The organism is Streptomyces sp. NPDC041200 (assembly GCF_055591805.1).
On the sequence record NZ_JBVIZF010000029.1, the window covers coordinates 44034 to 67290 of the forward strand.

Annotated in this window: 9 protein-coding genes; 4 read left to right on the forward strand and 5 right to left on the reverse strand. The window is 72.7% G+C overall.

All coding sequences use genetic code 11. The features are described 5' to 3' along the window. Positions 1-43: 43 nt before the first annotated feature. From ACZ6CL_RS34800 to ACZ6CL_RS34820, 5 genes are all read right to left on the reverse strand, one after another. Positions 44-1273: a glycosyltransferase gene (locus ACZ6CL_RS34800; RefSeq protein ID WP_468943386.1), complete on the reverse strand. Its 1230-nt coding sequence runs from the start codon at positions 1271-1273 to the stop codon at positions 44-46. A 24-nt stretch (positions 1274-1297) separates the two neighbouring features. Further along, complete coding sequence (locus tag ACZ6CL_RS34805; RefSeq protein ID WP_468943389.1) at positions 1298-2170, reverse strand: TauD/TfdA dioxygenase family protein; 873 nt, start codon at positions 2168-2170, stop codon at positions 1298-1300. 48 nt (positions 2171-2218) lie between these two features. Next, a complete protein-coding gene (locus ACZ6CL_RS34810; protein ID WP_468943392.1) occupies positions 2219-11530 on the reverse strand; it encodes an amino acid adenylation domain-containing protein in 9312 nt (3103 codons plus the stop codon). Continuing rightward, positions 11527-15525, reverse strand: a complete 3999-nt coding sequence (locus ACZ6CL_RS34815) for a non-ribosomal peptide synthetase (RefSeq protein WP_468943394.1) — start codon at positions 15523-15525, stop codon at positions 11527-11529. Before ACZ6CL_RS34815 ends, ACZ6CL_RS34810 begins: the two co-directional genes overlap by 4 nt. Before the next feature lie 188 nt (positions 15526-15713). Then, complete coding sequence (locus ACZ6CL_RS34820) at positions 15714-16865, reverse strand: LacI family DNA-binding transcriptional regulator (RefSeq protein WP_468943396.1); 1152 nt, start codon at positions 16863-16865, stop codon at positions 15714-15716. A gap of 154 nt (positions 16866-17019) precedes the next feature. Between ACZ6CL_RS34820 and ACZ6CL_RS34825 the strand changes: the two genes are divergently transcribed. The 4 genes from ACZ6CL_RS34825 to ACZ6CL_RS34840 are packed head-to-tail and all read left to right on the forward strand — an operon-like array spanning position 17020 to position 23256. Beyond that, on the forward strand, positions 17020-20130 hold the full coding sequence (locus ACZ6CL_RS34825; RefSeq protein ID WP_468943399.1) for an alpha-mannosidase: 3111 nt from the start codon (positions 17020-17022) through the stop codon (positions 20128-20130). Between the two features lie 11 nt (positions 20131-20141). Then, the gene (locus ACZ6CL_RS34830; protein WP_468943401.1) at positions 20142-21437 is read left to right on the forward strand and encodes an ABC transporter substrate-binding protein; all 1296 of its coding nucleotides are present in this window, start codon (positions 20142-20144) and stop codon (positions 21435-21437) included. After that, positions 21434-22384, forward strand: coding sequence for a carbohydrate ABC transporter permease (locus ACZ6CL_RS34835; RefSeq protein WP_468943403.1), 951 nt, complete (start codon positions 21434-21436; stop codon positions 22382-22384). Before ACZ6CL_RS34830 ends, ACZ6CL_RS34835 begins: the two co-directional genes overlap by 4 nt. Further along, entirely contained in the window at positions 22384-23256 is an 873-nt protein-coding gene (locus ACZ6CL_RS34840) for a carbohydrate ABC transporter permease (protein ID WP_468943404.1), read from the forward strand. The genes ACZ6CL_RS34835 and ACZ6CL_RS34840 overlap by 1 nt, the downstream gene beginning before the upstream one ends. Position 23257: the final 1 nt, after the last annotated feature.

Genomic DNA, 23257 nt, shown 5'->3' on the forward strand with positions numbered 1-23257 from the left:
ACCTCGCGAGGCTAGCCGACTACCGCGACCTCTCACACGTGGTTTACGCGGACGTGGGCGGCTTTCCCCGGCCGACCACGTCGAGCAGCAGCCGCGCGGCCATCGCGGCCCCATCGGTACGGACCGTGGCGGCCACGGCGGCCGCCCGTGCGCGGGTCTCGGGGGCCAGCGCCGTCCTGAGCGAGGCCGACAGGGACGCGGTGGTCGGGACCGGACCGTCGTGTGCCGCGCCGATGCCCAGAGCGGCCACCCGGCCCGCCCAGTACGGCTGGTCCACCATTTGCGGCACCACCACCTGAGGCACACCGGCCCGGGCCGCCGCCGCCGTCGTGCCCGCGCCGCCGTGGTGCACGACGGCGGCCACCCGGGCGAACAGGGCCCGCAGGTTGACCTCGCCGACGACGTGGCAGCCCGCCTGGTCGGGGGTCAGGTCCAGGCCCGCCCAGCCGCGCGAGACGAGGACGCGGCGGCCCTGCGCGCGGACCGCCGCGACGGCCACCCGGGCCGCGTCCCGCGGGGCGCGCATGCTGCCGAAGCCCACGTACACCGGTGGTGTTCCGGCGCCCAGGAACGCCTCCAGCTCCGCCGGGAGCGGGCGTTCGTCCGGCAGGATCCACGCACCGGTCTGTACGACGTCCAGCTCCGCCGTCTCCTGCCACGGGCCGAGGACCGGGTCGGCCGCCAGCCACGGGCGGCCGGTGAAGACGTGGCCGCGTACGTCGTCCACCGGTGGCAGGCCGATCGCCGCGCGCTGGGTGTTCAGCGCCACGCCGAACAGCTCGTTGATGTTCCGGGCATCCAGATCCCACAGCGTCCGGTGGTCGGTGACGTGGGGTGGGAACGGCAGGCCCTCCCGTGGCGGCGGCGCGTGGTGCGGCGACGGCAGGGCGACCGGCTGGTAGCTCGCGTACACGTACGGGATGCCCAGCTTCTCGGCCACCGACCGCGCGGCGACCTGTGCCAGGCCTGCCGCCACCAGCGCGTCACACCCCTCGGCCGCCGCGGCGAGGGCGCCGAACTGCGCGGCCACCAGCTCCACACGGCGCCGGGACAGGTCCGCCGCCGATGGCGGCGCCACTCCGTGCATCAGCGGACGCACCGGCTCCCCGACCGGCACCAGCGGTACGCCGACACCGGCCAGCAGCTCCGCGAACTCCGCGTCCGGCGGCGCGCACACCCGCACCTCCGCGCCGAGCGCCCGCAACCGCACCGCGAGCCCCGCCATCGGTTCGACGTCCCCGCGCGATCCGTACACCGACAGCACCACACGCATCCGGAACTCTCCTCGCCGTGGCGCTCAGCTCTTGAGCGGGCCGCCGTTGATCGCCACCCGGCGGCCGTAGCGGGTGTGCGGGTAGTAGTCGTAGACCGCGTGGTGCTGGACGCAGCGGTTGTCCCAGAACACCAGGGTGTGGGGTTCCCAGCGCACCCGGCAGAAGAGCAGCGGGCGCTCCGCGACCACCTTGAAGAGCAGATCCAGCACGGCCCGGCTCTCGTCGGCCGACAGCTGCGGAATGCGGTCGGTGTAGGCGGGATTGACGTACAGGACCGGGCGGTCGGTCTCCGGGTGCCGGACCACCAGCGGGTGTTCGGAGGTCGGCACCACGTAGTCCGGCGGCAGGGTGTACCCCTTGAGCGACAGCCCGCCGTCGTGCAGCGCGGTCAGCCCGTCCAGCATTCCGCGCAGCGTGGGGGAGAGCATGTCGTAGGCCAGGTGCATGTTGGCGAACAGGGTGTCGCCGCCGCAGTCCGGCTCCGGCGTCCGGATGATGTGCAGCATCGAGCCGAGCGACGGCTCCTGGTCCGCGGTGCCGTCGGCATGCCAGCCGTTGCCCGCCACGTTGCTCGCCTCGGCGCTGGTGCGGATCTCCAGAACATAGGGGTCGCCCTCCGGTGGCGGCGGGTTGACCGGGCGCAGTTCGCCGAAGTGGCGGGCGAACCGCTTGTGGTCGTCGACGCTGATGTCCTGGCCGCGGAAGACCAGCACATGGTGGTCGAGGAAGGCGTGGCGGACCTCGGCCAGCTGCTCGTCGGTCAGTTCCCGGGTGAGGTCCAGACCGGAGACCTCGGCCCCGATGACCGGGGTGAGCGGCGCCACCTCGATGGTCCGGTACGCGGGCTGTGGCCGGGTGGTGATCCGCTTGATGGCGTCGAGTTCGTACGCTTCCATGGCTCTCCCTGCTGGGTACGGAGGATGGTGCGGGCGGGCCGGGGCCCGTCAGCGCTGACCGGCCGCCTCGCGGTGGACGGCGTTGACCGCGGCGGTCACCGCCGCCACATGGGGCGGGCGGACCAGGCCGTAGTGGGTCGTCTCCAGCTCGTGCCAGTCGCTCGGCGCGGCCAGCTGGGCCCGCCACAAGGCGCGCTGCTCCTCGGGGGAGCCGAGCGGCGGCAGGCCCGCCACCGGGAGCCGGGCCAGCCACACCCGGGCCGGTGTGGTGGTCAGCGGCGGCGGCCGGTGGTCGGCCATGGCACGGAGGTTGGCCAGACAGCACCGGGTGAGCCGGTCCGCGTACGTCCGGGCCGCCTCGCCGTCCCGGCCGTCGCCATGGCCGCGGAGCCCCAGCTCGTGGGCGAAGAGGGTCCGCAACTCGCCCTCGCCGTACGCCTGGTAGAGCGGTCCGGAGCCGGGCGGTGGCGGGTCCAGCAGATGGAGCGCGTCCACCGGCCGCCCCGCCGCCTCCGCCTCGGCGGCCATACCGACGGCCACCCAGGCGCCGAACGACCACCCGGCTAGCTGCCGATGCCACGTGGCGGCCGGGAAACGCGCATCCAGCGCCGCGTGGTAGCGGCGGGCCCGCTCGGCGATGGTCCACTCGGGGCCACCGGGACGGCGCAGCGCCGGGTCGGCGATCAGCGCCACGGTCAGCCGTGGATCGAGGCCCGCGACCAGCGCGCGGTACGCCTGGATGTCCCCGCCGACCGGGTGCACCAGGCACAGCACCTCCGCTCCGGTGCCCTGCTGCCACACGTCGAGCATGACGCCATCGGGTGTCCCGGCGGGCGTGCCGCTGACGGCGGACGTCGCGCGGCGGGCCCGGTCCAGCAGGGTCAGCACCTCGGCCAGCGAGACCTGGTGGCTCAGCTCGGCCAGATCGAGCTCCACGTCGAAGTGGCGCTTCATCTCGCCGATGAGGTCCAGCAGGGTCAGCGAATCGGCGCCCAGGTCGTACAGCGAGGCGTCCGGGTCGAGGGTGTCCAGCCCCAGCCACTCGCACAGCCAGTCGCCGAGCAGCACGGCCGGTTCGCTCCCGTCCGCAACGGGTTCGGCGTCCGGCGCGGGCGCGGGCCCGGCGTAGAAGGCGCGGGACGCGTTCAGTTCGGTGGTAGAGACCAGCACCTGCGGCAGTTGCGCGGCCAGCGCCCGGGCGAGGGTGCGACGGCCCTCCTCCAGCGTCAGCCCAATCGCCAGATGGGCCTGGTGGCGTACGTCCGCGGCCGGTGCCCGCAGCGCCATCCCGGCCTCCCGCCACACGTCCCAGCCGATGGCCAGCCGGAGCGTCGTCCCACCGACTGGAGTGGCGCCGCCCTCCTGTGGCGTGGGCGGCTCGTGGTGGGCGAAGGCGTCCAGCACCCCGGCCGACGCGGCGTAGTCGAGCTGGCCGACCCCGCCCAGGGTCCCGGCCATGGAGGAGCAGTAGACGGCCAAGTGCGGCCGGAACCGCTCGACCAGGCGCTCCACCAGCAGCGCGCCGTGCAGCTTGGCGAGCGAACCGGTGCGCGCCACGGCGGGGTCGCGGCGCGCGATCAGCCCGCCCGCTGCCGTGCCCGCCGCGTGCACCACGGTGTCCAGCCGCCCCGTACGGTCGGCGACGAGGGCGGCGAGCCGGTCGGGGGAGTGGGCGCTCAGGTCGGCCTCGACCAGCTCGACGCGGTCGGCCCATGGCGTCAGCGCGTCCGGCAGCTCCGGCCGCCGGGCCAGCAGCAGTACCCGCCCGGCGGTCCGCTCCAGCAGCCAGCCCGCGAGCGTGGCGCCGATGCCGCCGGTGCCGCCCAGCACCAGGTGGACCGTATCCGCCGCGGCCGGGATCACGGGGTGTTCGACGGGCGCCGGGACCGGCACCGTGTCCTGCCGCCACCAGTAGCCGTGACGCAGCGCCAGGTGCGCCGGGAGTCGTTTGTCGGCGGCCCGTCCGTCGGAGGGCCCCTCGTCGGTGGCCAGCAGCGACGCGAGCGTCGCCGACCAGCCGGTCGGCGCGGCGGCCGGGAGGTCGACCCAGTGCCCGGCGGCGGCGCCCTCCTGCGGCGCCACCTCGGTGACCCCGGCCAGCAGCGCCAACTCGGGCCGGTCCACCGGGCCGTCCACCGGCCGGGCCCGGTACGAAAGCCACACCGGGCGCGGCGTCAGCCCGGTCCGCCCGGCCGCCGCCCGGATCAGCGCGGCCGGAGCGTCCAGGCAGGCCCAGCGGGCCCGGTCCAGCCGGTCGGCGTCGACCGGGCCGGTCACGCCCAGCGGCAGCGCGTGCAGCCAGTCCACGGCGCCCAGACCGTCCAGTGCGTCCAGCAGCGCGCCGAGTGAGGCCGGGTCGGCCGGGTCCACCAGGTACGCGTCGTCGTCGAGCCGGGCGAACCCGCTCGCGGCGGCCACCAGCACCACCCGGCTGCGGACCGAGCGCAGCGCGCGTACCTCCTCCGGGTCGGCCGGGCCGTCCGTGACCAGGACCAGCGGACGGGAGGCGGCCGCCGGGCCGGTGGCGCCCGCCCGGCGGAACCGGACCCAGTGCGGCTGGTGCAGCCACTGTTCCTCGGCCAGGCGGGCGGGCCAGGCGTCTTCGGTCGGCGCTGGTTCTTCCGCCGCCCGTTCGATGCCGTACTCCGCCCGCGCGAAGGACGGCGGAGGGAAGTCCCACGGCGCCTGCGCCGGGCCCGTCGGCCAGTCGATCCGCTCCCCGGCCAGCCAGTCGGCGGCCAACCGCCGCGCGTCGCGGTCCGCCACCGGGACCGGCTCGGTACCCGGCTCCACCTCGGTGCCACTCGCCGTACGCAGCCACCGCACCGCCGAGGCCGGGTCCGGGCAGACCGCCGCCATCCGCCACCGGCGAGCCGGACGGCCCGCCTGTAGATGCCGCAGCACCGCCGGGTACGCCTCCGGCCGCTCCGCGAGATAGGCGGCTATCCGGTCCGCGTCGGCGCGCAGCGCCGCCTCGCTGGAGGCGGAGAGCAGCAGACAGGGCGGTGGCGCGTCGGCCGGCCGCCCCGGCTCCCCGGCCTCGATCACCGCGTGCGCGTTGGCGCCCCCGATGCCGAAGCTGCTGACCGCCGCCACCCGGGGCCGGTCGCCCGGCCAGAGCAGTGCCTCGGTGGGTACGTAGAACGGCGTCGGGTCGGGGCCGAGCTGCGGGTTGAGGGCACGGAAATCCAGCGTGGGCGGGATCAGCCCATGGTGGACGCACAGCGCGGCCCGGACCAGACCGACCACCCCGGCCGCCGCGCCCAGGTGGCCGATCTGGCTCTTGACCGAGCTGAGCGCCGTACGGCCGGACTCCGGCACCTCGAACGCCTGGCGCAGCGCGCCCACTTCGACCGGGTCGCCGAGCCGGGTGCCGGTGCCGTGCGCCTCCACATAGCCGAGGTCGGCGCCGGTGCGCCCGCTGCGACGCAGGGCGGTACGGATCACCTCGCGCTGGCCGGAGAGCGAGGGGGCGCTGTAACCGAGCTTGTCCGAGCCGTCGTTGTTCACCGCCGATCCGGTGACCAGCGCGTAGACCGTGTCCCCGGCTTCGCGGGCCAGTCGCAGCGGCTTGAGGACCAGCATGCCGACCCCGCTGGAGCCGACGGTGCCGGTGGCGTCGTCGCTGAACGGGCGGCAGTGGCCGTCCGCTGAGAAGATGTGCTGCGGTTTGTAGCGGTAGCCGTCGCTCAGCCCGGTGTCCACCAGCACCCCGCCCGCCAGCATCACATCGGCGTCGCCCTGCCGCAGCAGCCCGGCGGCCACGTGCACCGCGAAGAGCGAACTGGCGCACGCCGCCTGCACGGTGAAGGCGGGACCGGTCAGATCGAGGTGGTAGGCGGCCTTCGTGGCCAGGAAGTCCTTCTCGTGGTGCAGCGCGAGCTGAAAGCCGTCCGGCAACCGGTCCGGGCCGGTCTGTCGCAGCATGGCCTGGAAGTACGTGTTCTCGCCCGCACCGGCCACCAGTCCGACCCGCAGCGCCGAGGTGTCGGCGATACCGGCGTGCGCCAGCGCCTCGACGCAGGTCATCAGCGTGTGCCGCTGCTGCGGATCCATCAGCCGGGCGTCTTGGCGGCTGATGCCGAAGTGCTCGGGGTCGAAGTCGAGCAGCCCGTCCATCTGGCTGTGGGCTCCCACCAGCCCGTCCGGGGCGTCGAAGTACTCGATGCCACGGTCACCGCCGCGGATCAGCTCCCAGAAGGCCCGCAGGTCCGGTGCGCCCGCCACGCGCACCGCCATCCCGACCACCGCGATGGGTTCGTGGCCCGCCACCTCGGCCGGTCGCGCCGCGCAGGCGGGGCCCGGCGCCGTACCGTCCAGGAAGCGGGCCAGCGCGCGTACCGTCACATGCTCGAACAGGTCCGCTATCTCGAACCGTAGCCCGAGCGCGGTGGTGCACCGCAGGTGGAAACGCATCAGCCCCAGGCTGGACGCACCGGCCTCGAAGAACGTCTGCTCCGGGCCGACGGGCACACCGGTCACCGCCTCGAAGGCGGCGGTCAGTTCGGCCTCCCGTTCCGAAAGCCGCTGCCCGTCGGCCGGACCGCGGCGCAGCTCCTCACCCGGGGCGCGCAGTGCCGCCCGGCGGTCCAGTTTGCCGCTCGGGGTGCGCGGCAGTGACTCCAGCCGACGGAACCGGCCGACGCGTACGTGCGGTGGCAGCAGCGGCACCAGGTGGCCGTCCAGCTCCCGGGGCGCAGGGGCGTCCCCGCGGCACTCCAGGCAGGCGGTCAGCCCGCCGCCCTCAGCGACCACCACCACGCCCACCACCTTCGGGTGGCGCAGCAGCGCCGCCTCCACCTGGCCCAGCTCCAGCCGGTGGCCGCTCAGCTTGATCTGCTGGTCGTCCCGGCCGTGGTGGTGCAGCAGCCCGTCGTGGCCGAAGGCGGCCCGGTCGCCACTGCGGTAGAACAGGCCCTGGGTTCCGGGCAGTTCGGTGAAACGTTCCCGGTTGAGCGTGCCGTCGCCCAGATAGCAGCGGGAGACCATGGTGCCGCCGATCAGCAGGTCGCCGACGCAGCCCGGGGGCAGTGGCTCACCGGCCGGGTCCACCACCCGCAGCAGCGCCCCGGCCACCGGGGTGCCGATGGCCGGGCGCTCCGGCCAGTGAACCGGGTCGCCCGCCAGGCACAGGGCGCTGACCACGTGGGTCTCGGTCGGACCGTAGTGGTTGAACAACCGGGCCCCCGGCAGTCCGGCGAACCACCGGCGGATGGCGCCGGTGCACACCAGCTGCTCGCCCGCGGTCACCACCTCGCGCAGCCGGGACGGGTAGCGGCCCAGGCGGACGGCGTGTTCGGCGAGCAGCTGCAGCGCCACGTACGGCATGAAGATCCGCTCCACACCGGCCGACTCCAGCTGGTCGAGCAGCGCCGGGATGTCCTGCCGCCAGCCGGGGCGTACGAGGTGCAGAGCGCCGCCACCGCACAGGGTGGTGAAGATCTCCTGGAAGGAGACATCGAACGACAGCATGGAGAACTGCTGGGTCACGGCCGGTGTGCCGAGACCGCCCTCGGACGCCTGCCAGTGCAGCAGGTTGGTCAGCGTGTGGTCGAAGACCTGGACACCCTTGGGCGTGCCGGTGGAGCCGGAGGTGAAGAGTGTGTACAGCGGACGCCCGGCATGCGGTGGCGGTTGCGGCGGTGCGGTGTCCGGCTCGCCTTCGGCCAGCGTGATGGTCCGGCGTACCGTGCCGCCGTCCGGGTCCATTCGCTGGTACGCCACGTCGCCGCCCGGTGCCAGGAGCACGCACTCCGGGTCGACCTGGCGCAGGATCTGCCGCAGCGGCTCGGCCGGGTAGGCCGGGTCGAGCGGCACCGCGGTCCAGTTGAGCCGGGCGAGCGCCAGCAGCGCCACCACGTGTTCCACCGACGGCTCCAAGTACAGCGCCACCTGCCGCTGCCCGTCGGCCGCCAGGGGATGAGCGGCCAGCAGTTCCCCGGCGAGCGCCGCCGCCCACCGGTCCAGCTGTGCGTAGTCGACCGGGCCGTCCGGCGTCATCAGGGCGGGCGCGCCGGGTGTCCGGGCGACCTGGGCGGCGAAGCCCTCGGCCACCGTCGTCCAGCCGCCGGACGGCTCGCCACCGCGCCCGAACTCCGGCAGCCCGCGCCGGTACGGGGCCGCCACCTCGGCGGGCGTACCGGACCGGCCGGTGGCGAGCAGGTCCAGGCCGGTCCGGAACAGCCGGTCCATGGCCTCGATCTCGTCGGCGGCGAAGTGGTCGGCCGCGTATTCCCACAGGCAGTCGAAGCCGTCCGGGTGTTCCACCAGTGAGACGGTCAGCGGCACCTTGGCCTCGGCCGGTGCCCGCCACACCGGCCGGGCGGTGATCCCGGGCAGCTCCAGCGCGCCGAAGTCGGTGTTCTCCAGCACGAACAGCACATCGAAGGGGCTACGACCGGCCGGGTGGCCACGGTCGTCCAGCACATCGGCGAGCGACACGTCCTGCCACTCCAGGGTGTCGCGCACCGCCGCGCCCAGCCGCAGCAGCTCGGCGCGCAGCTCGCCGCGCGGCGCGACGGCCACGGGCAGCAGCACGGTGTTGGCGAACATCCCGACACTTGCCTCGAACTCCTGCACAGGGCGGCCCGCCACCGGCGTGGCGATCCGTGGCCGGGTGCGGCCGGTGACCGCGTACAGGCTCCAGGCGAACACCCCGAGCAGCAACTCGAAGCGGCTCAGCTCCAGTTCGCCGCAGAGCCGGTCCACGGTGGTGCGGTGGTCCGGGTCCAGCGCGGTGTGCAGCAACCGGCCCTCGGGGTACGGCCGGTCGCGGACCGGGAGCAGCGGCTCGTCCGGCTCCTCCTCGGCGTTCCACCGCTCGCGCAGCCCGGCGCGCAGCGCCTCGTACCCGGTCGCGGCGCACCATTCCGTTTGCCATGCGGCGTGATCCAGCGGGGTGGGCGCCGCGGAGACCTCGGGCAGCGTGGTGTCCGGTGCCGTCAGCGCCTGGGCGTAAGCGGTCGACAGGTCGCGGAAGAGCACGGTCAACGACCAGCCGTCCACCGCGATGTGGTGCAGCCGCAGCAGCAGCGTGCCGCCGCTCGGACCCGAGCCGTCCGGGCCCGAGCCGTCCGGGCCTGAGCCGTCCGGGCTTGAGCCGTCCGGGCTTGAGCCGTCCGGGCCTGAGCCGTCCGGGCTTGAGCTGTCCGGGCCCGAGCTGTCCGGGTACGGCAGCCAGCAGGCGGCCAGCATCCGCGGACGCGCCAGATCGTGCGGCTCGGCGAAGAACCGGTCGGCGACGGCGGATACGGCCTCGTCACCGGCGAGCGCCACGGCCTCCGGCTCGACCCACGGGTCGTAGGGCGCGCCCACCACCTGCAGCAGACCGTCCGGCGACGCCTCGAACCCCGTACGCAGCGCCGGGTGCCGGGCCACCAGCCGGCCCAGGGCCCGGCGCAGCGCGTCCTGGTCCACCGGGCCGTCCAGCCGGAGCGCCTGGCCCACCGTGTAGCCACGGGAACCGGGGAAGCGCTGGTGGTGCAGCCACAGCCGCTGCTGCTCGCTGGTGGCCGGGCCACGGACGGCGCCGGACGGCGGGCCCGGCACCGGGTAGCGCGGCCCGGCCCCCGACCCGGCCCGGTCGATCGCCTCGGCGATGGCGGCGAAGTCGGCGTGCAGCACCTCGGCCTGGCCCAGCTCGTGCCCGAAGCGGCGGCGGATCTCGAACCGGAGCCGCAGCGCCCGCAGCGAGTCGCCCCCGCTGGATATCCACCGGTCGGTGGGGCGCAGCCCGGAGGTGCCGAGCACCGCCTCGGCCAGCTCCAGCACCTCGCGCTGCCGGGCGGTGGCCACCGTGGCCGGGCCCGCGTCGGCGGAGCGCTGCCACGGGCGGTCGGCGCGGCGTAACAGCGCGGCCCGGTCCACCTTGCCGTTGCCGGTCAACGGCAGCGCGTCCACCCGGTGCACCCGGTGCGGCCGCATATAGGCCGGTACGGCGGACGTCAGGTGGCGGTCGAACTCCTCGAAGTCCAGCTCCGCCCCGGCCACCAGGTAGGCCAGCAGTTCGTGTCCGGCGGTCTCCGGGTGCTCCCGGGTGCACACGTACGCCTGACGGACCGCCGGGTGCGCCGCGATCCGCCGTTCCACTTCGGCCGGTTCGATGCGGAAGCCGCGCACCTTCACTTGCCGGTCCGCCCGGCCCAGATAGCTGATCACGCCGTCGGCGTCGGCCCGCACCAGGTCGCCGGTGCGGTAGTGGCGCTCCCGGCCGCCGTCGTACCAGTCCAGCCGGACGAACCGCCGGGCGGTCTCCTCGGGCAGGTTGCGGTAGCCGGTCGCCACGCCCGTCCCGGACAGCAGCAGCTCGGCCACCTCGCCCGGTTCGGCGACGCGTTCGGAGCCCGGTACCACCAGCAGCGCCCCGGTGTCCGGTATCGGACGGCCGATCGGCACCACGTCCGCGTCGAAGTCGCGGGGAATCGGGTGAACGAGCGAGAACGTGCACACCTCGGTGGGGCCGTAGATGTTGTGCAGCACCGTGGCGCCGCCGGGGTTGTGCCGGTACCAGCGCCGCACCACGGCCGCGTTGAGCTGCTCACCACCGACCAGCACCTGCCGCGCACCGGCGAAGCACGTGGGCACGGTGTCCACCACGGCCTGGAAGAGCGCGGTGGTGACGAACAGCGTGTTGATCCGCTCCCGCAGCAGCGCGGCGGCGAGCCGGTGCGGCGACTGCACGTCCTCGTCACGCAGCACCACGCAGCAACCGCCGGTCAGCAGCGGTGTCCACATCTCGAAGTTGATGGCGTCGAAGGCCGGGTTGGACAGGCAGGCGAACCGTTTCCCCGGCTCCAGAGGCAGCCAGCCGGGCCGCGCCATCCGCATCACACCCGCCTCCGGCAGCTCCACCCCCTTCGGGCGGCCGGTGGTGCCGGAGGTGTAGAGGACCAGCCCGGCGGGCCGCTCCGTAAACGTGTCGACCGACACCGCCCCGTCCGCCAAGGCGTCCAGCAGCCGCGCCGCCGGAAGCGGACGTACGGTGTCCGGGATGTCCTCCGGTGCCGTGGCGGCGTGCACCAGCGCGACGCTGCCCGAGTCCGTCAGGATGTGCGCCTGCCGCTCCGGCGGGCTCTGTGTGTCCAGCGGGACCACCCGGGCGCCCAGCCGCAGCGCGCCGAGCACCACCACGACCAGCTGCCAGGAGCGGGGGAGGCCGACCGCGACCGCGTCGCCGGGGCGCACCCCGTGGCCGCGCAGCGCCGCGGCCACCTGCGCGCCCGCGGTGTCCAGCGCCGCGTAACCGAAGCGGCGGTCCTGGTCCACCAGCGCGAGCGCGTCGGGGGTGAGCCGTGCCCGCAGATGGACGCCGTGGGCCAGACCGGTGGCCTCCAGGGCCGGGCCGTCGCTCAAGGTCGTCATGAGCGCTCCAGCGCCACGTACGGTACGGCCGGTCGGGCGGGCTCCGTGGCGTCCAGCCGGTCCAGTTCGCTGACGACCACCTCGGCCACCGCCGACACCTGCGCTCCCTCCAGCAGATCCCAGTGGCCGCACTCGAGCGGCACCACCGCGAGTCCGGCACCGGCCCGCAGCCGCCAGAACGCGCGGGTCGGATGCGGGCCGGACGGGCCCGGGCCGTCCGCGGCGGCCTCGATCAGGGTCAGCGGAGCGGTGGTCGGCCGCGGGTGGTGGCCGCGGGCGGTCATCCGGCTGTGGTTGTACGTCTCGAAGTACCGGGTCAGCTGGTCGGCTTCGATGCCCGGGTACATGCCGTTGAACCGCACCAGCTTCTCCGCGAACTCCTCGTACGCCACCGGCTGGATCGCGGCCCGCTCGGCCGGGTCGTCGGTGGCCTGGGTGTCGAGCAGCACCACGCTCAGCCGGGCGTGCCCGGCCAGCGCCAGCCGCCGGCCCATCTCGTGTGCGATCAGACCGCCGTAGGACAGCCCGCACAGCACCAGCGACTCGTCCGGGCGGGCGTCGATCAGTTCCAGATAGGCCCGCGCCATCGCCTCGACGGTGGGAAGCCGCTCCTCATCCGGGTCGATGCCCGGGGCCTGGATGCCCTGGACCCCGATGTCCCCGGGGAGCGCCCCGGCCAGTGGCAGATAGCAGAAGGCGGTGCCACCGGCCGGATGGACGCACACCAGCCGCCGCCGTCCGGTTCCGGCGTGGAATTCGATCAAGTTCGTGCCCGGCTTCGTGTCCCGGGGTCCGCAGGCGCCCCGGCGCAGCCGTTCGGCGAGCGCCTCGATGGTCGGATGCCGGATCACCTCGCGTATCGGCGGCGTCCGGCCGAACTCCTCGCCGATCGCGTGGGCCAGCTTGATGGCCGAGATGGACGTGCCGCCGATGTCGAAGAAGTTGTCCGATATGCCGATGCCGGGATGGAGCAGCAGCCGGGACCAGATCCGGTGCAGCGCCATCTCCACGTGGTCGCGCGGGGTCGCGGTGTTGACCTGGGTGGGCAGCGCCGTGCGCGCGTGTTCCAGCAGGGCCGCCCGGTCCAGCTTGCCACTGCGGCCCAGTGGCAGACCGGGCAGTTCCACAAAGACGGACGGGATCATGTAGTCCGGCAGCCGCTCGGCCAGCTCCGCCCGCCACTCGTGCGGTTGCCGGGACGGCGCCTCGCCACGTCCGATGCCCGCCACCAGCCGTGGTTCACCCGCCCGGTCGCGGTCGACCAGTACGGCGGCCTCCCGCACCCCCGGCAGTGCCAGCAGCGCCGCCTCCACCTCGCCCGGCTCGATGCGGAAGCCGCGCAGCTTGACCTGGTCGTCCCGGCGCCCGGTGTATTCGGCGTTGCCGTCCGGCAGGCGGCGGGCCAGATCGCCGGTGCGGTAGATCCGGCCGCCGGGGACGAACGGGTCGTCAAGGAACCGCTCGGCCGTCAGCTCCGGCTGGTTGAGGTATCCGCGGGCCACGCTCGCGCCGCCGATGTACACCTCGCCCACCACACCGGGCGGCACCGGACGCATCCGCTCGTCCAGCAGATACAGCCGGGTGCCGGGCAGCGGTCGGCCGATCGGGCACGGCCGGTCCACCGGGCGCGGGTCGGTGTAGGCGGTGGCGTACAGCGTGGTCTCGGTCGGTCCGTAGCCGAAGCAGATCCGCAGCCCGGGCAGGGCTGACGCCATCCGGTGCAGTGCGGCCTCGGGCAGTGACTCCACCCCGGTCAGCACCTGGCGCAGCGCCAGCCCGGCCAGCCTGCCGTCCGGGTCCTCGTCGATCCACCGTACGTAGGCCGGTGGCAGGAAGGCCTGCACCACCCGGTGTTCGCGCAGCCAGCCCATCAGCGGGGCAGGGTCCCCGCGTAACTCCTCGGGTACCAGGTGTACTTCGGCGCCCGTGGTGAGGGGCAGCAGCAGCTCGTGCACCGAGGCGTCGAAGCCGATGCTGGACCAGGCCGAGGTGGCCTCGCCCGGGGTGGCGCCGAACCGGGCCAGCCACTGGTCGAAGAGGCCCAGCACATTGCCGCGCGTGACCGCGACACCCTTGGGGCGGCCGGTGGAGCCGGAGGTGTAGATGACGTACGCCAGGTGTGAGGACGGGACGGTGATGCCCGGCGCGTCGTCCCGGTCGCCTTCGGCTTCGACGGCCATCAGCGGGAGCCAGGTGTCCGGCGCGTTCCGCTGGTCGGTGAGCACCAGGGCGGGCCGTGCGTCGGACACCATCGCGGCCAGCCGTTCGGCGGGCTGGCCCGGGTCGAGGGGGAGCCATCCGGCACCGGCCTTGAGGATGCCGAGCACACCGGCCACCAGCTCGGCCGAGCGGCCGGTATGCAGCGCGACCACCTGGTCCGGGCGCACACCACGGGCGATCAGGGCGTGTGCCAGCCGGTTGGCCCGCCGGTCGAGGTCGGCGTAGGTCAGGCGGCGTTCGCCCGCCACCACCGCGGTGGCCGCCGGGGTGGACCGTACGTGGGCCTCGAACCGCTCGACCAGCCCGGCCGGTTCGGCGGCGCCGTTCGCCGGAGCGCCGGTGGCCTCGGTGGCCTCGGTGGCGTCCCAGTCGGCCAGCAGCTCGGCGGTCTCCGGCGCGTCCAGCAGCGCGTACTCGGCGATGGACCGTCCGGGCTCCCGGGCCAGCTGCTCCAGCACCCGGACCAGATAGCGCAGATGGCGCTCGACGGTCTCCCGGTCGAACAGCGCGGTGGCGTAGTCCAGATCGCCGACGATCCGCCCGTCCGCCTCCTCCAGCGCGAGGACCAGGTCGAACTTGGCCGGGGCGTACGGCATCGGCAGCAGCCGGACCGTCACCCCGGGCAACTCCATCACGTCCTCCATGGGCGGGACCCAGGCGAACATGGTCTGGAACAGCGGGGTGTGCGCGGCGCTGCGCGGCGGGTTGACCAGCTCCACGACCCGCTCGAAGGGCAGATCGGTGTTCTTCACCCCGGCCCGGACCGTGGCCCGCACCTGCCGCAGCAACTCCGAGCCGGTCGGCGCGTCCGCCAACTCCACGCGCAGCGCGAGGGTGTTGACGACGAATCCCATGATCTCGCCGACATCTCCGCGGCGGCGATTGGCGGTGGGCGTGCCCACCGCCAGGTCCCGCTGACCGGAGAGGCGGGACAGCACGATCGACCAGCCGGTCAGCAAGGTGGAGAAGAGCGACCCCTCGTGCTCCTCGGTGACGGCCTTGAGCGCCGTGGTCAGCTCGGGGCCGATCTCCAGGTGCACCCGGTCGCCGGAGTGGTCCTGCTCGGCCGGGCGCGGCCGGTCGGTCGGCAGCTCCAGCAGCGGTGGCACACCGGCCAGCTTCCCGGCCCAGTACTCCTCCTGCGCCGCGGGTTCCGCGCCCGCCATCCACTCCCGCTGCCAGCGGGTGAAGTCGGTGTACTGCCACCGTGCGGGCGGCAGCGGATCCGGCTCGCCGCGCAGCAGGGCGGCGTAGAGCGCGCCGGTCTCGCGCAGCATCATGCTGCGGGACCAGCCGTCGAACATCGCGTGGTGCACGGTCAGCACGATCACATGGTGGTCCGGGCCGAGCACCACCAGCCGCCCGCGGGCGAGTGGTTCGGCGGCCATGTTGAACGGTACGACGGTCTCCCGGCGCAGCACATCGGCGAGCCGGTCCTCGGCGTCCGGGCGGCCGGTCAGGTCGTCCACCGCCAGCGCGAAGCCGGTGTCCGCCGGATCGACCTGCTGGTACGCGTCGCCCCCGCACGGCACCAGCCGGGTACGCAGCGCCTCGTGCCGGGCCGTCAGAGCGTCCAGCGCCCGGCCCAGCACCGTACGGTCCAGCGGCCCCCGCAGCCGGAACGCCATCGGCTCGTTGTACGCGGCGCTGGCACCCTCGCGCTGGGATACCGCCCACAGTCGGCGCTGGCCGAAAGAGAGCGGTGGTCGGCCGTCCGGCCCCGGCGGTTCCGCGGTCGCGTCGGCTGACGCCGAGGAGTCGGACAACGATGTCATCGACAAGAGCAGCTCTTTTCACTCATGCCATGGATGGGAGATCGCGAAGCCGTTCGGGGAGATTTTTCGGCAGCAAGATGACCATGTCAATGGCCGCCCGAACGCAACCGGCGGTAACGGCTCCGGAAAGTCCAGGGGAATTCCGGGCACGTCTAGGGGGATTATGGGAATAAGCAGGGACCGGCGGATCAGCCCCCGGTGGGAGGAGCGGTGCTCTGCCGTACGACCAGTCGCGGAGTGGGGGCCTGCACGGAGCGGGGGGCGGGGCGTTCAGCCATGACGCGGAGCAGTTCGGTGGCGGTGAGCGTGCCGAGCGCGAAGGTGTCACGCGTGAGCGCGGTGAGCGAGGGGTGCGCCATGGTGGTGAGGACGGAGTCGTCGAAGGACACCACGGACACCTCGCCGGGCACCGGGACGCCCATCTCGGTGGCCACGCCGAGTCCGGCGACCGCCATGACGTCGTTGTCGTAGACGATGGCCGTGTGGCGGGGGCTGGCTTCGAGCAGGCGGCGGGTGGCCGACGCGCCCTGGGCGTCGGAGTAGTCGGTGGCGATGGACGTCACGTCGATGCCGGTGGACTCGCGTACGTCGTCGATCGCCCGCAGACGGCGCTGGGTGTGCTGGTAGGCCGCCGTGCCGCTGACGTGGCCGATCCGCCGGTGGCCGAGGGCCACCAGATGGCGCAGGATGCGATCCGTCGCCGCGTGGTCGTCCACCCAGACGCTGGTCAGCGGCATGGGGTTCCCGTGGCTTCCCAACACCACGGCGGGTATGCCCAGATCGGCGACGACTCGGGGCCGGGGGTCGTCGACCGCGAGGTCGAGCAGCACGAGGCCGTCCACCCGGTTCTCGGCCGCCCAGCGCCGGTACACCGTCAGCTGCGCCTCGGTGTCCTCGACGATGAGCAACTGCGTGGCGATCCCCCGGTTGGACAGGCAGGACTGCAGACCGGAGAGGAACTGGGCGAAGAACGGCTCGACGCCGAGCGTGCGCGCGGGACGGGCGATGACGATGCCGACCACGTCGTTGGCCGCGCCCTTGAGCGCGCGGGCCGCCAGGTGCGGGCGCCAGTTGAGTTCGTCCGCGACATCGAGGATGCGTTTACGGGTCGCGTCGCTCAGCCCGGGGCGTCCATTGACCGCGATGGACACCGCCGCGACGGAGACGCCCGCGAGCCGTGCGATGTCGGTGCTGCGCAGCCGGGGCGGTGATTCCTCGGCGCGCGAGCGGCCGGGGGAGGGCTCGGTGCGCGGGCCGCCGGGGGAGGCCTTGGCGCTCGGACCGCCGGGGGAGCCCGAGTCCGCCTCCGCTCCTGACGAGGCATGGTCCTTCGGTGGCATCGACCCCTCCATCGTGACCCCCGTCGACTTTACGCAACCGTGATGATCCGCCGCGGTGACTGGCGAACTGAAACGTATTAGTCTGCCGCCGACTCGATACTACTAAAACGTATTAGACGACCTGTTGCTCCTCTCTCTGCGGTGAGGACCACACATGCACCGTCACTTCAGCAGGACACTTGAGCGGCTGGACCGGGTACGTCGGGAGCGCGTCGTTCCCCGGGTCCACAGCCGCCTCAAAGGCGTCGCGATCGAAGCATGGACGGTCGGGGACGACGGCGAACCGGTGAGCCCCCGCCACGCGCTCGGGCTGATGGCGGAGCCGCGGCGCGGCCGCCCCGACTACCGTCCCTTCGCCCTGGGCGAGGCGTGGGGGCCCGCGTGGTCCACGACCTGGTTCCGCGTCAGCGGCCGGGTCGAGCCCCGGACACCGCCCGGACCGGTCGATCTGCTCCTCGATCTGGGCTGGTTCGACCACTCCGTCGGCGGACACTGCGAAGGCCTGGTCTTCACACCGGACGGCACCATCGTCAAAGGCCTCCACCCACGGCAGACGGCGATCCGGCTCCGCGGCGAGGACACGGGTTCCGGGCTGCTCGGCCCTGACGGGCGCTTCACCCTCTACGTCGAGGCCGCGGCGAACCCCCTGCTGCTGGGCCTGCCGCCCTTCGTCGCCACCGAACACGGGGAGAAAGGCGCACGGGAACCCTTCGACCAGTTCCGGCTACGCCGCGCGGAGACCGCCGTGTTCGCGCCGGAGGTGCACGCCTTCCTGTCCGACCTGGACGTCCTCGGCGGCCTGGCCGCCGAACTCACCGAGGACGAGCCGCGCCACTGGCGACTGCTCTACGGCATCGAGCGCGCCCTCGACACCTACGACGCGGCGGACGCCGAAGCCACTGCCCGCCGGGCACGCGCCCACCTCGCGCCACTGCTCGCCGCCCCCGCACACGCCTCCGCCCACCGGATCACCGCGGTCGGCCACGCGCACATGGACTCGGCGTGGCTATGGCCACTGCGCGAGACGGTGCGCAAACTCGCCCGGACCGTCTCCAACGCCCTCGCCCTGCTGGACGCCCATCCGGACCTCGTCTACACCATGTCGGCGGCGCAGCACTTCGCGTGGCTCGAAGACCACTATCCCGAACTCTTCGCGCGGCTGCGCCACCATGTCGATGGGGGGCGGCTGATACCCGTCGGCGGCATGTGGGTGGAGCCGGACGGTGTCATACCCACCGGCGAGTCCATGGTGCGCCAACTCACCTACGGCAAGCGGTACTTCCTCAGCCGCTTCGGTATCGAGCCGCGCGAGGTGTGGCTGCCCGACTCGTTCGGCTACTCGGGAGCGCTGCCGCAGCTGGCCCGCCGGGCCGGTGCCCGCTGGTTCCTGACGCAGAAGATCTCCTGGAATGACACCACGACCTTCCCGCACCACTCCTTCTGGTGGGAAGGCATCGACGGCACGCGGGTCTTCACCCACTTCCCGCCCGCGGAGACCTACGCCGCCGAGGTCACCGCCCGCGAATTGCGCCACGCCGTCACCACCTTCCAGGACAAGGCGATCGCCTCCCACTCGCTGCTTCCCTACGGCTACGGCGACGGCGGTGGTGGCCCCACCCGGGAGATGGCCGAGCGGCTGCGCCGCTTCGCCGACCTGGAGGGCGCGCCACGCGTGGTGTCCCGCACTCCGGCGGAGTTCTTCGAGGACGCCGAGGCGGAGCTGCGCGAGGTGGAGTCGGTGGCGAAGCCACTGGCGCCCGTCCACCGAGGCGAGCTGTACTTGGAGCTGCACCGGGGCACCCTGACCTCCCAAGTGGCGATGAAGCGCCACAACCGGCGGTGCGAATCGCTGCTCCGGGCGGCCGAGTACGTCAGCGCTGCGGCCACGCTCCTGCGGGGCGCGCCCTACCCGGGGGAGAGCCTCGACGAGATCTGGCGCGGTGTGCTTCTGCACCAGTTCCACGACATCCTGCCGGGCACCTCGATCAGCTGGGTGCACCGCGAGGCCCGCGACACCTACCAGGCGATCGAGTCCCGTCTGCGCGAACTCATCGAGCAGGCGGCCAAGGCCCTGGGCGCTCCGGCAGAGGGCGGGACGGCGGGGCTGCTGCCTCCGTTCGTACCCGCTGCCGACACGAAGCCCGATCCCGTGCGCGTCACCGGTGGCGAAGCGGGCGCCACCGTTCTGGACGACGGTCTGCTGCGGGTCGTCGTCGACGCCGAAGGCCACGTCACCTCGCTGCGCGACCTGCGCGGCGGTCGCGAGGTGGTGCCGCCGGGCGGGCGTACGGGCGTACTGCAGCTCTTCCGCGACGAGCCGGTGCGATGGGACGCCTGGGACGTGGACCGCCACACCCTGCGCACCTTCGAGGTCGTCGACGATGTCACCAGCCGCACGGTGGTCCAAGACGGACCCGACGCCGGTGTCGAGGTCGTCCGGCGGTTCGGCGCGTCGACGGTCACGCTGACGATGTGGCTGAGGGCGGGCACCGGCCGCTTCGAGACGGAGTGCGCGGTCGACTGGCAGGAGCGTGAGCGGCTGCTCAAGGTGGCTCTGCCGGTCCACATCATGGCGCGCACGGCACGGTTCGAGACGCAGTACGGATACGTCGAGCGGCCGCTCCTGGTGAACACGGCGGAGCAGGACGCGATGTTCGAAGCCGCCATGCACCGGTACATCCAGGTGGCGGACGACGCGTACGGACTCGCCATCCTCAACGACACCATGTACGGCGCCGACGCGCGCGCCGATCACGACGCCACCGTGGTCCGGCTGTCGCTGCTGCGGGGCAGCCGCTTCCCCGACCCCGACGCCGACACCGGGACCCACCACTTCCGCTGGGCCCTGCTCCCCGGCGCGGATGTTCCCGCCACGGTCGAGGCCGCCGCCGTGTTCAACGCTCCCGACATCGCGCCGATCCCGCCACTGGAACCCCTGGCGGGCGTCGAGTTGTCGCAAGGCCACGCGATCGTCGACTGGATCAAACTCGCCGACGACGGTTCGGGAGACCTCGTCGTGCGGGTCTACGAAACGCGGGGGAGCCGGGCCACGGCCCTGCTCCGCCCCTGTGCGGACCTTGGCGCGGGCGCCCTCGTACACGAGACCGACCTGCTGGAACGCGAACTCGCGCCCGAGGACGACCTGCCCACCGCCCTGCCCCGGACACCGTCCGGTGCGCGCCGTCCCGCCGACGGCGCGGTCCTGAACCTCGGCCCCTTCCAGGTGGCGACGCTGCGGATCACCCCTGGAACACACCTCAGATGAGGAGAAGACGAATGACGCCAGCGGGAAGACGGTCGGCGCTCATCGCGGGACTCGCTGCTGGATCGCTGATGCTGTCCGCCTGCGTCATGGGCGGCGGCGAGACGACGAAGAAGTCGGACGGAAAGGTGTCCGGCAAGATCACCTTCCAGACCTGGAACCTGAAGAACGACAAGTTCACCTCGTACTTCAACGACCTCATCGCCTCGTTCGAGAAGGCCCACCCGGGCACCGACATCAAGTGGGTCGACCAGCCCGCGGAGGGCTACCAGGACAAGCTGTCGGCCGACGCCGCGGCCGGGTCCCTCCCCGACGTGGTCGACATGGGGCCGGAATCCGCGTACACCCTGGCCAAGGCGGGCGTCCTGCTCGACCTGAACAAGGCCGACCCGAAGGCCAAGGGCACATACGCCGAAAAGGCGTGGGAGGCCATGACCTTCGAGGGCCTGGACGGCGGCACCTACGGCTACCCGTGGTACCTGAACACCGGACCGTCCTTCTTCAACAAGTCCCTCTTCAAGAAGTGCGGACTGAACCCCGGCAAGCTGCCCGCCACCTACGACGAGCTGTTCGACCAGGCGGAAACCATGGCCGAGAAGTGCTCGGACACCATGATGATCGCCCGGATGCCCGCCATCGAGACCTTCGGCGAGTACGGCGTGCCGCTCATGGACGCGCGCGGGGAGCAGTTCACCTACAACAACGCCAAGGGTGTCGAGTACGTGGAGCGGTTCCGCAAGCTCTACGCCAAGAAGGGCATCGGCGAAGAAGCGCTGAACAACCTCCAGACCAAGGAGGTGGAGGAGTTCAAGGCGGGCCGCCTGGCGTACCTCCCCGGCAGCTCGTACACCCTGGACGACCTGAAGGCCACCGCGCCCGCCGTCTACAAGAACCTGGGCATCGGGCCGCGCATCAGCGACAGCGCCCCCAACATGTACCTCGAATCCCTGGTGGTCAACGCCGCGAGCAAGAACCAGTCCCTGGCCACCGCCTTCGCCACGTACGTCACGAACTCCGCCAACCAGCTCGGCTTCGCGAAGAAGGCGTCCGTCTTCCCCTCGTCCGCCGGGACGCTGGACGACGCGTACTTCACCCAGGACGACGGAACCCCGGCCACCAAGGTGCGGCGGGAGAGCGCCGCCCAGGTGCGCAAGGCGGTCGTGTGGTGGCCGCCCGCGTTCTCCGGCTCGGCCGACAGCAACACGCTGCGGGAGCAGATCGCCCAGGCACTGCTGGGCAAGAAGTCCGTGAAGGCGGCGCTGGACGCCTCCGTCCGGTACTCCAACGAGCGCCTGAGAGCGGACAAGTGACCCTCTCCGTTCAGCGCCGTACGTCCCTGAAGCGCGCCGCGCCCCGGGCCCGCCGCGCGGGCTCCGTCCTGGCCACACACCGCTGGAGCCTGACCCCGTGGCTGTTCCTGCTGCCGGCGCTGACCGTCATCGTGCTGATGGTGATGGTGCCGTTCGCGAACACCCTGGGGCTGTCGTTCACGGACTCGACCCTGCTGCGGCAGGGCGAGTTCGTCGGCTGGGACAACTTCCGCCGAATGTTCGCCGACGAACGCTTCACCACCGCCCTGCTGAACTCCACGCTCTACACCGTGTGCGTGGTGCCCTGCATGGTGGTCCTCCCGCTCATCCTCGCCACCCTGGTGAGCAGCGCGGGACGGCTGACCGGTTTCTTCCGCACCACCATGTATCTGCCCGTCGTCATGTCGCCCGTGGTCGTCGGCCTGATCTGGACGAACATGCTCGACAAGCGCGGACTGGTCAACGCCACGTTCTCCACGCTCGACGTGGTGGCCGAGCCCGTGCCCTTCCTCACCGACCGGTGGCTGCTGCTCTTCAGCGCCATGTTCGTCACGGTGTGGACCGGCCTCGGCTACTACATGGTCATCTACCTGGCGGCCCTGGCCACCATCGACCAGAGTCTGTACGACGCGGCGGCGATGGACGGCGCCGGAGCGGTGCGCGGCTTCCTGGCCGTCACGGTCCCCGGTGTGCGGTCCACGATGACACTCATCGCCGTGCTGTCCTCGGTGGCGGCCTTCCGCGTGTTCGGCGAGGTCTACGTCCTCACCGGCGGCACCGGGGGAGTGGGCGGGGGCGATCTCACGATGACGATGCTGATCCAGCGGGAGGGCACCGGGCTGCAGGCGCGAACCGGGTACGCGGGCGCGATCAGCCTCTTCATGTTCGTGATCCTCGGCGGGCTGCTGCTCGCGCAACTCGCCCTGCAGCGCAAGAGGAGTTCCTGATGGCTCAGCCCGCCGCGCGCACGCGCCCGACGGCCGCCGCCCGGCGGCGCGGGACGTCTCCCGGCTCCGTGGCGCGCTACCTGATCCTCGTGCTCATGGCCGTACTCCTGGCGGGGCCCCTGGTGTGGCAGCTGTCGCTGTCCCTCAAGGGCGCCGGTGAACCGCTGTACACACGGCCGCCCGAGCTGATCCCCGACCACCCCACGCTCGACCACTTCGCCACCGTGCTCGACCGCGTTCCCGTACCGCGCTATCTGCTGAACTCCCTGGCCGTGGCCGCCATGGCCGTGGTCGGCAACGTGGTCGGCGCCACCTGCGCCGGATACGCGCTCGGGAAACTGCGCTTCCGCGGCCGGGGCGTGGCGACCGCGATCTGCGTCGCCGCCCTGCTGGTCCCCTCCGAGACCGTCCTCATCGCGCAATTCCTCACCGTCAGGGCCACCGGGCTGGTGAACACGCTGGTCGGCGTCGCCCTCCCGACCCTGGTGGCGGCGCTGAACGTGCTGCTCATGCGCAACGCCTTCCGCAACCTCCCCAAAGAGCTGGAAGAGGCAGCCATCGTCGACGGCGCCAACGCCTGGCAGCGCTTCATCCGCATTTCCGTTCCCCAGGTCAAGGGCGTGATCGCGGTCGTGGCGATCTTCGCCTTCGTCGGCTCGTGGAACGACTTCCTCTGGCCCCTCATCGTCCTGTCCGACGAACAGAACTACACCCTCACCGTCGGCCTGAACCGGCTGCGCGGCACCTTCTACGACGATCCGCGCCTCATCGCCGCCGGGACCATCATCGCCCTCGTGCCCATCGTGGCGTTCTTCGCCGTCCTGCAGCGCCACTTCTTCCGCGGGCTGGAAGCCGGCGGCCTGAAAGGTTGAG

Excerpts from the sequence above, each read along its gene's own strand:
- ACZ6CL_RS34800 (WP_468943386.1), bottom strand. The coding sequence starts at position 1,273 with ATGCGTGTGGTGCTGTCGGTGTACGGATCGCGCGGGGACGTCGAACCG.
- ACZ6CL_RS34805 (WP_468943389.1), bottom strand. The coding sequence starts at position 2,170 with ATGGAAGCGTACGAACTCGACGCCATCAAGCGGATCACCACCCGGCCA.
- ACZ6CL_RS34810 (WP_468943392.1), bottom strand. The coding sequence starts at position 11,530 with ATGACGACCTTGAGCGACGGCCCGGCCCTGGAGGCCACCGGTCTGGCC.
- ACZ6CL_RS34815 (WP_468943394.1), bottom strand. The coding sequence starts at position 15,525 with ATGACATCGTTGTCCGACTCCTCGGCGTCAGCCGACGCGACCGCGGAA.
- ACZ6CL_RS34820 (WP_468943396.1), bottom strand. The coding sequence starts at position 16,865 with ATGCCACCGAAGGACCATGCCTCGTCAGGAGCGGAGGCGGACTCGGGC.
- ACZ6CL_RS34825 (WP_468943399.1), top strand. The coding sequence starts at position 17,020 with ATGCACCGTCACTTCAGCAGGACACTTGAGCGGCTGGACCGGGTACGT.
- ACZ6CL_RS34830 (WP_468943401.1), top strand. The coding sequence starts at position 20,142 with ATGACGCCAGCGGGAAGACGGTCGGCGCTCATCGCGGGACTCGCTGCT.
- ACZ6CL_RS34840 (WP_468943404.1), top strand. The coding sequence starts at position 22,384 with ATGGCTCAGCCCGCCGCGCGCACGCGCCCGACGGCCGCCGCCCGGCGG.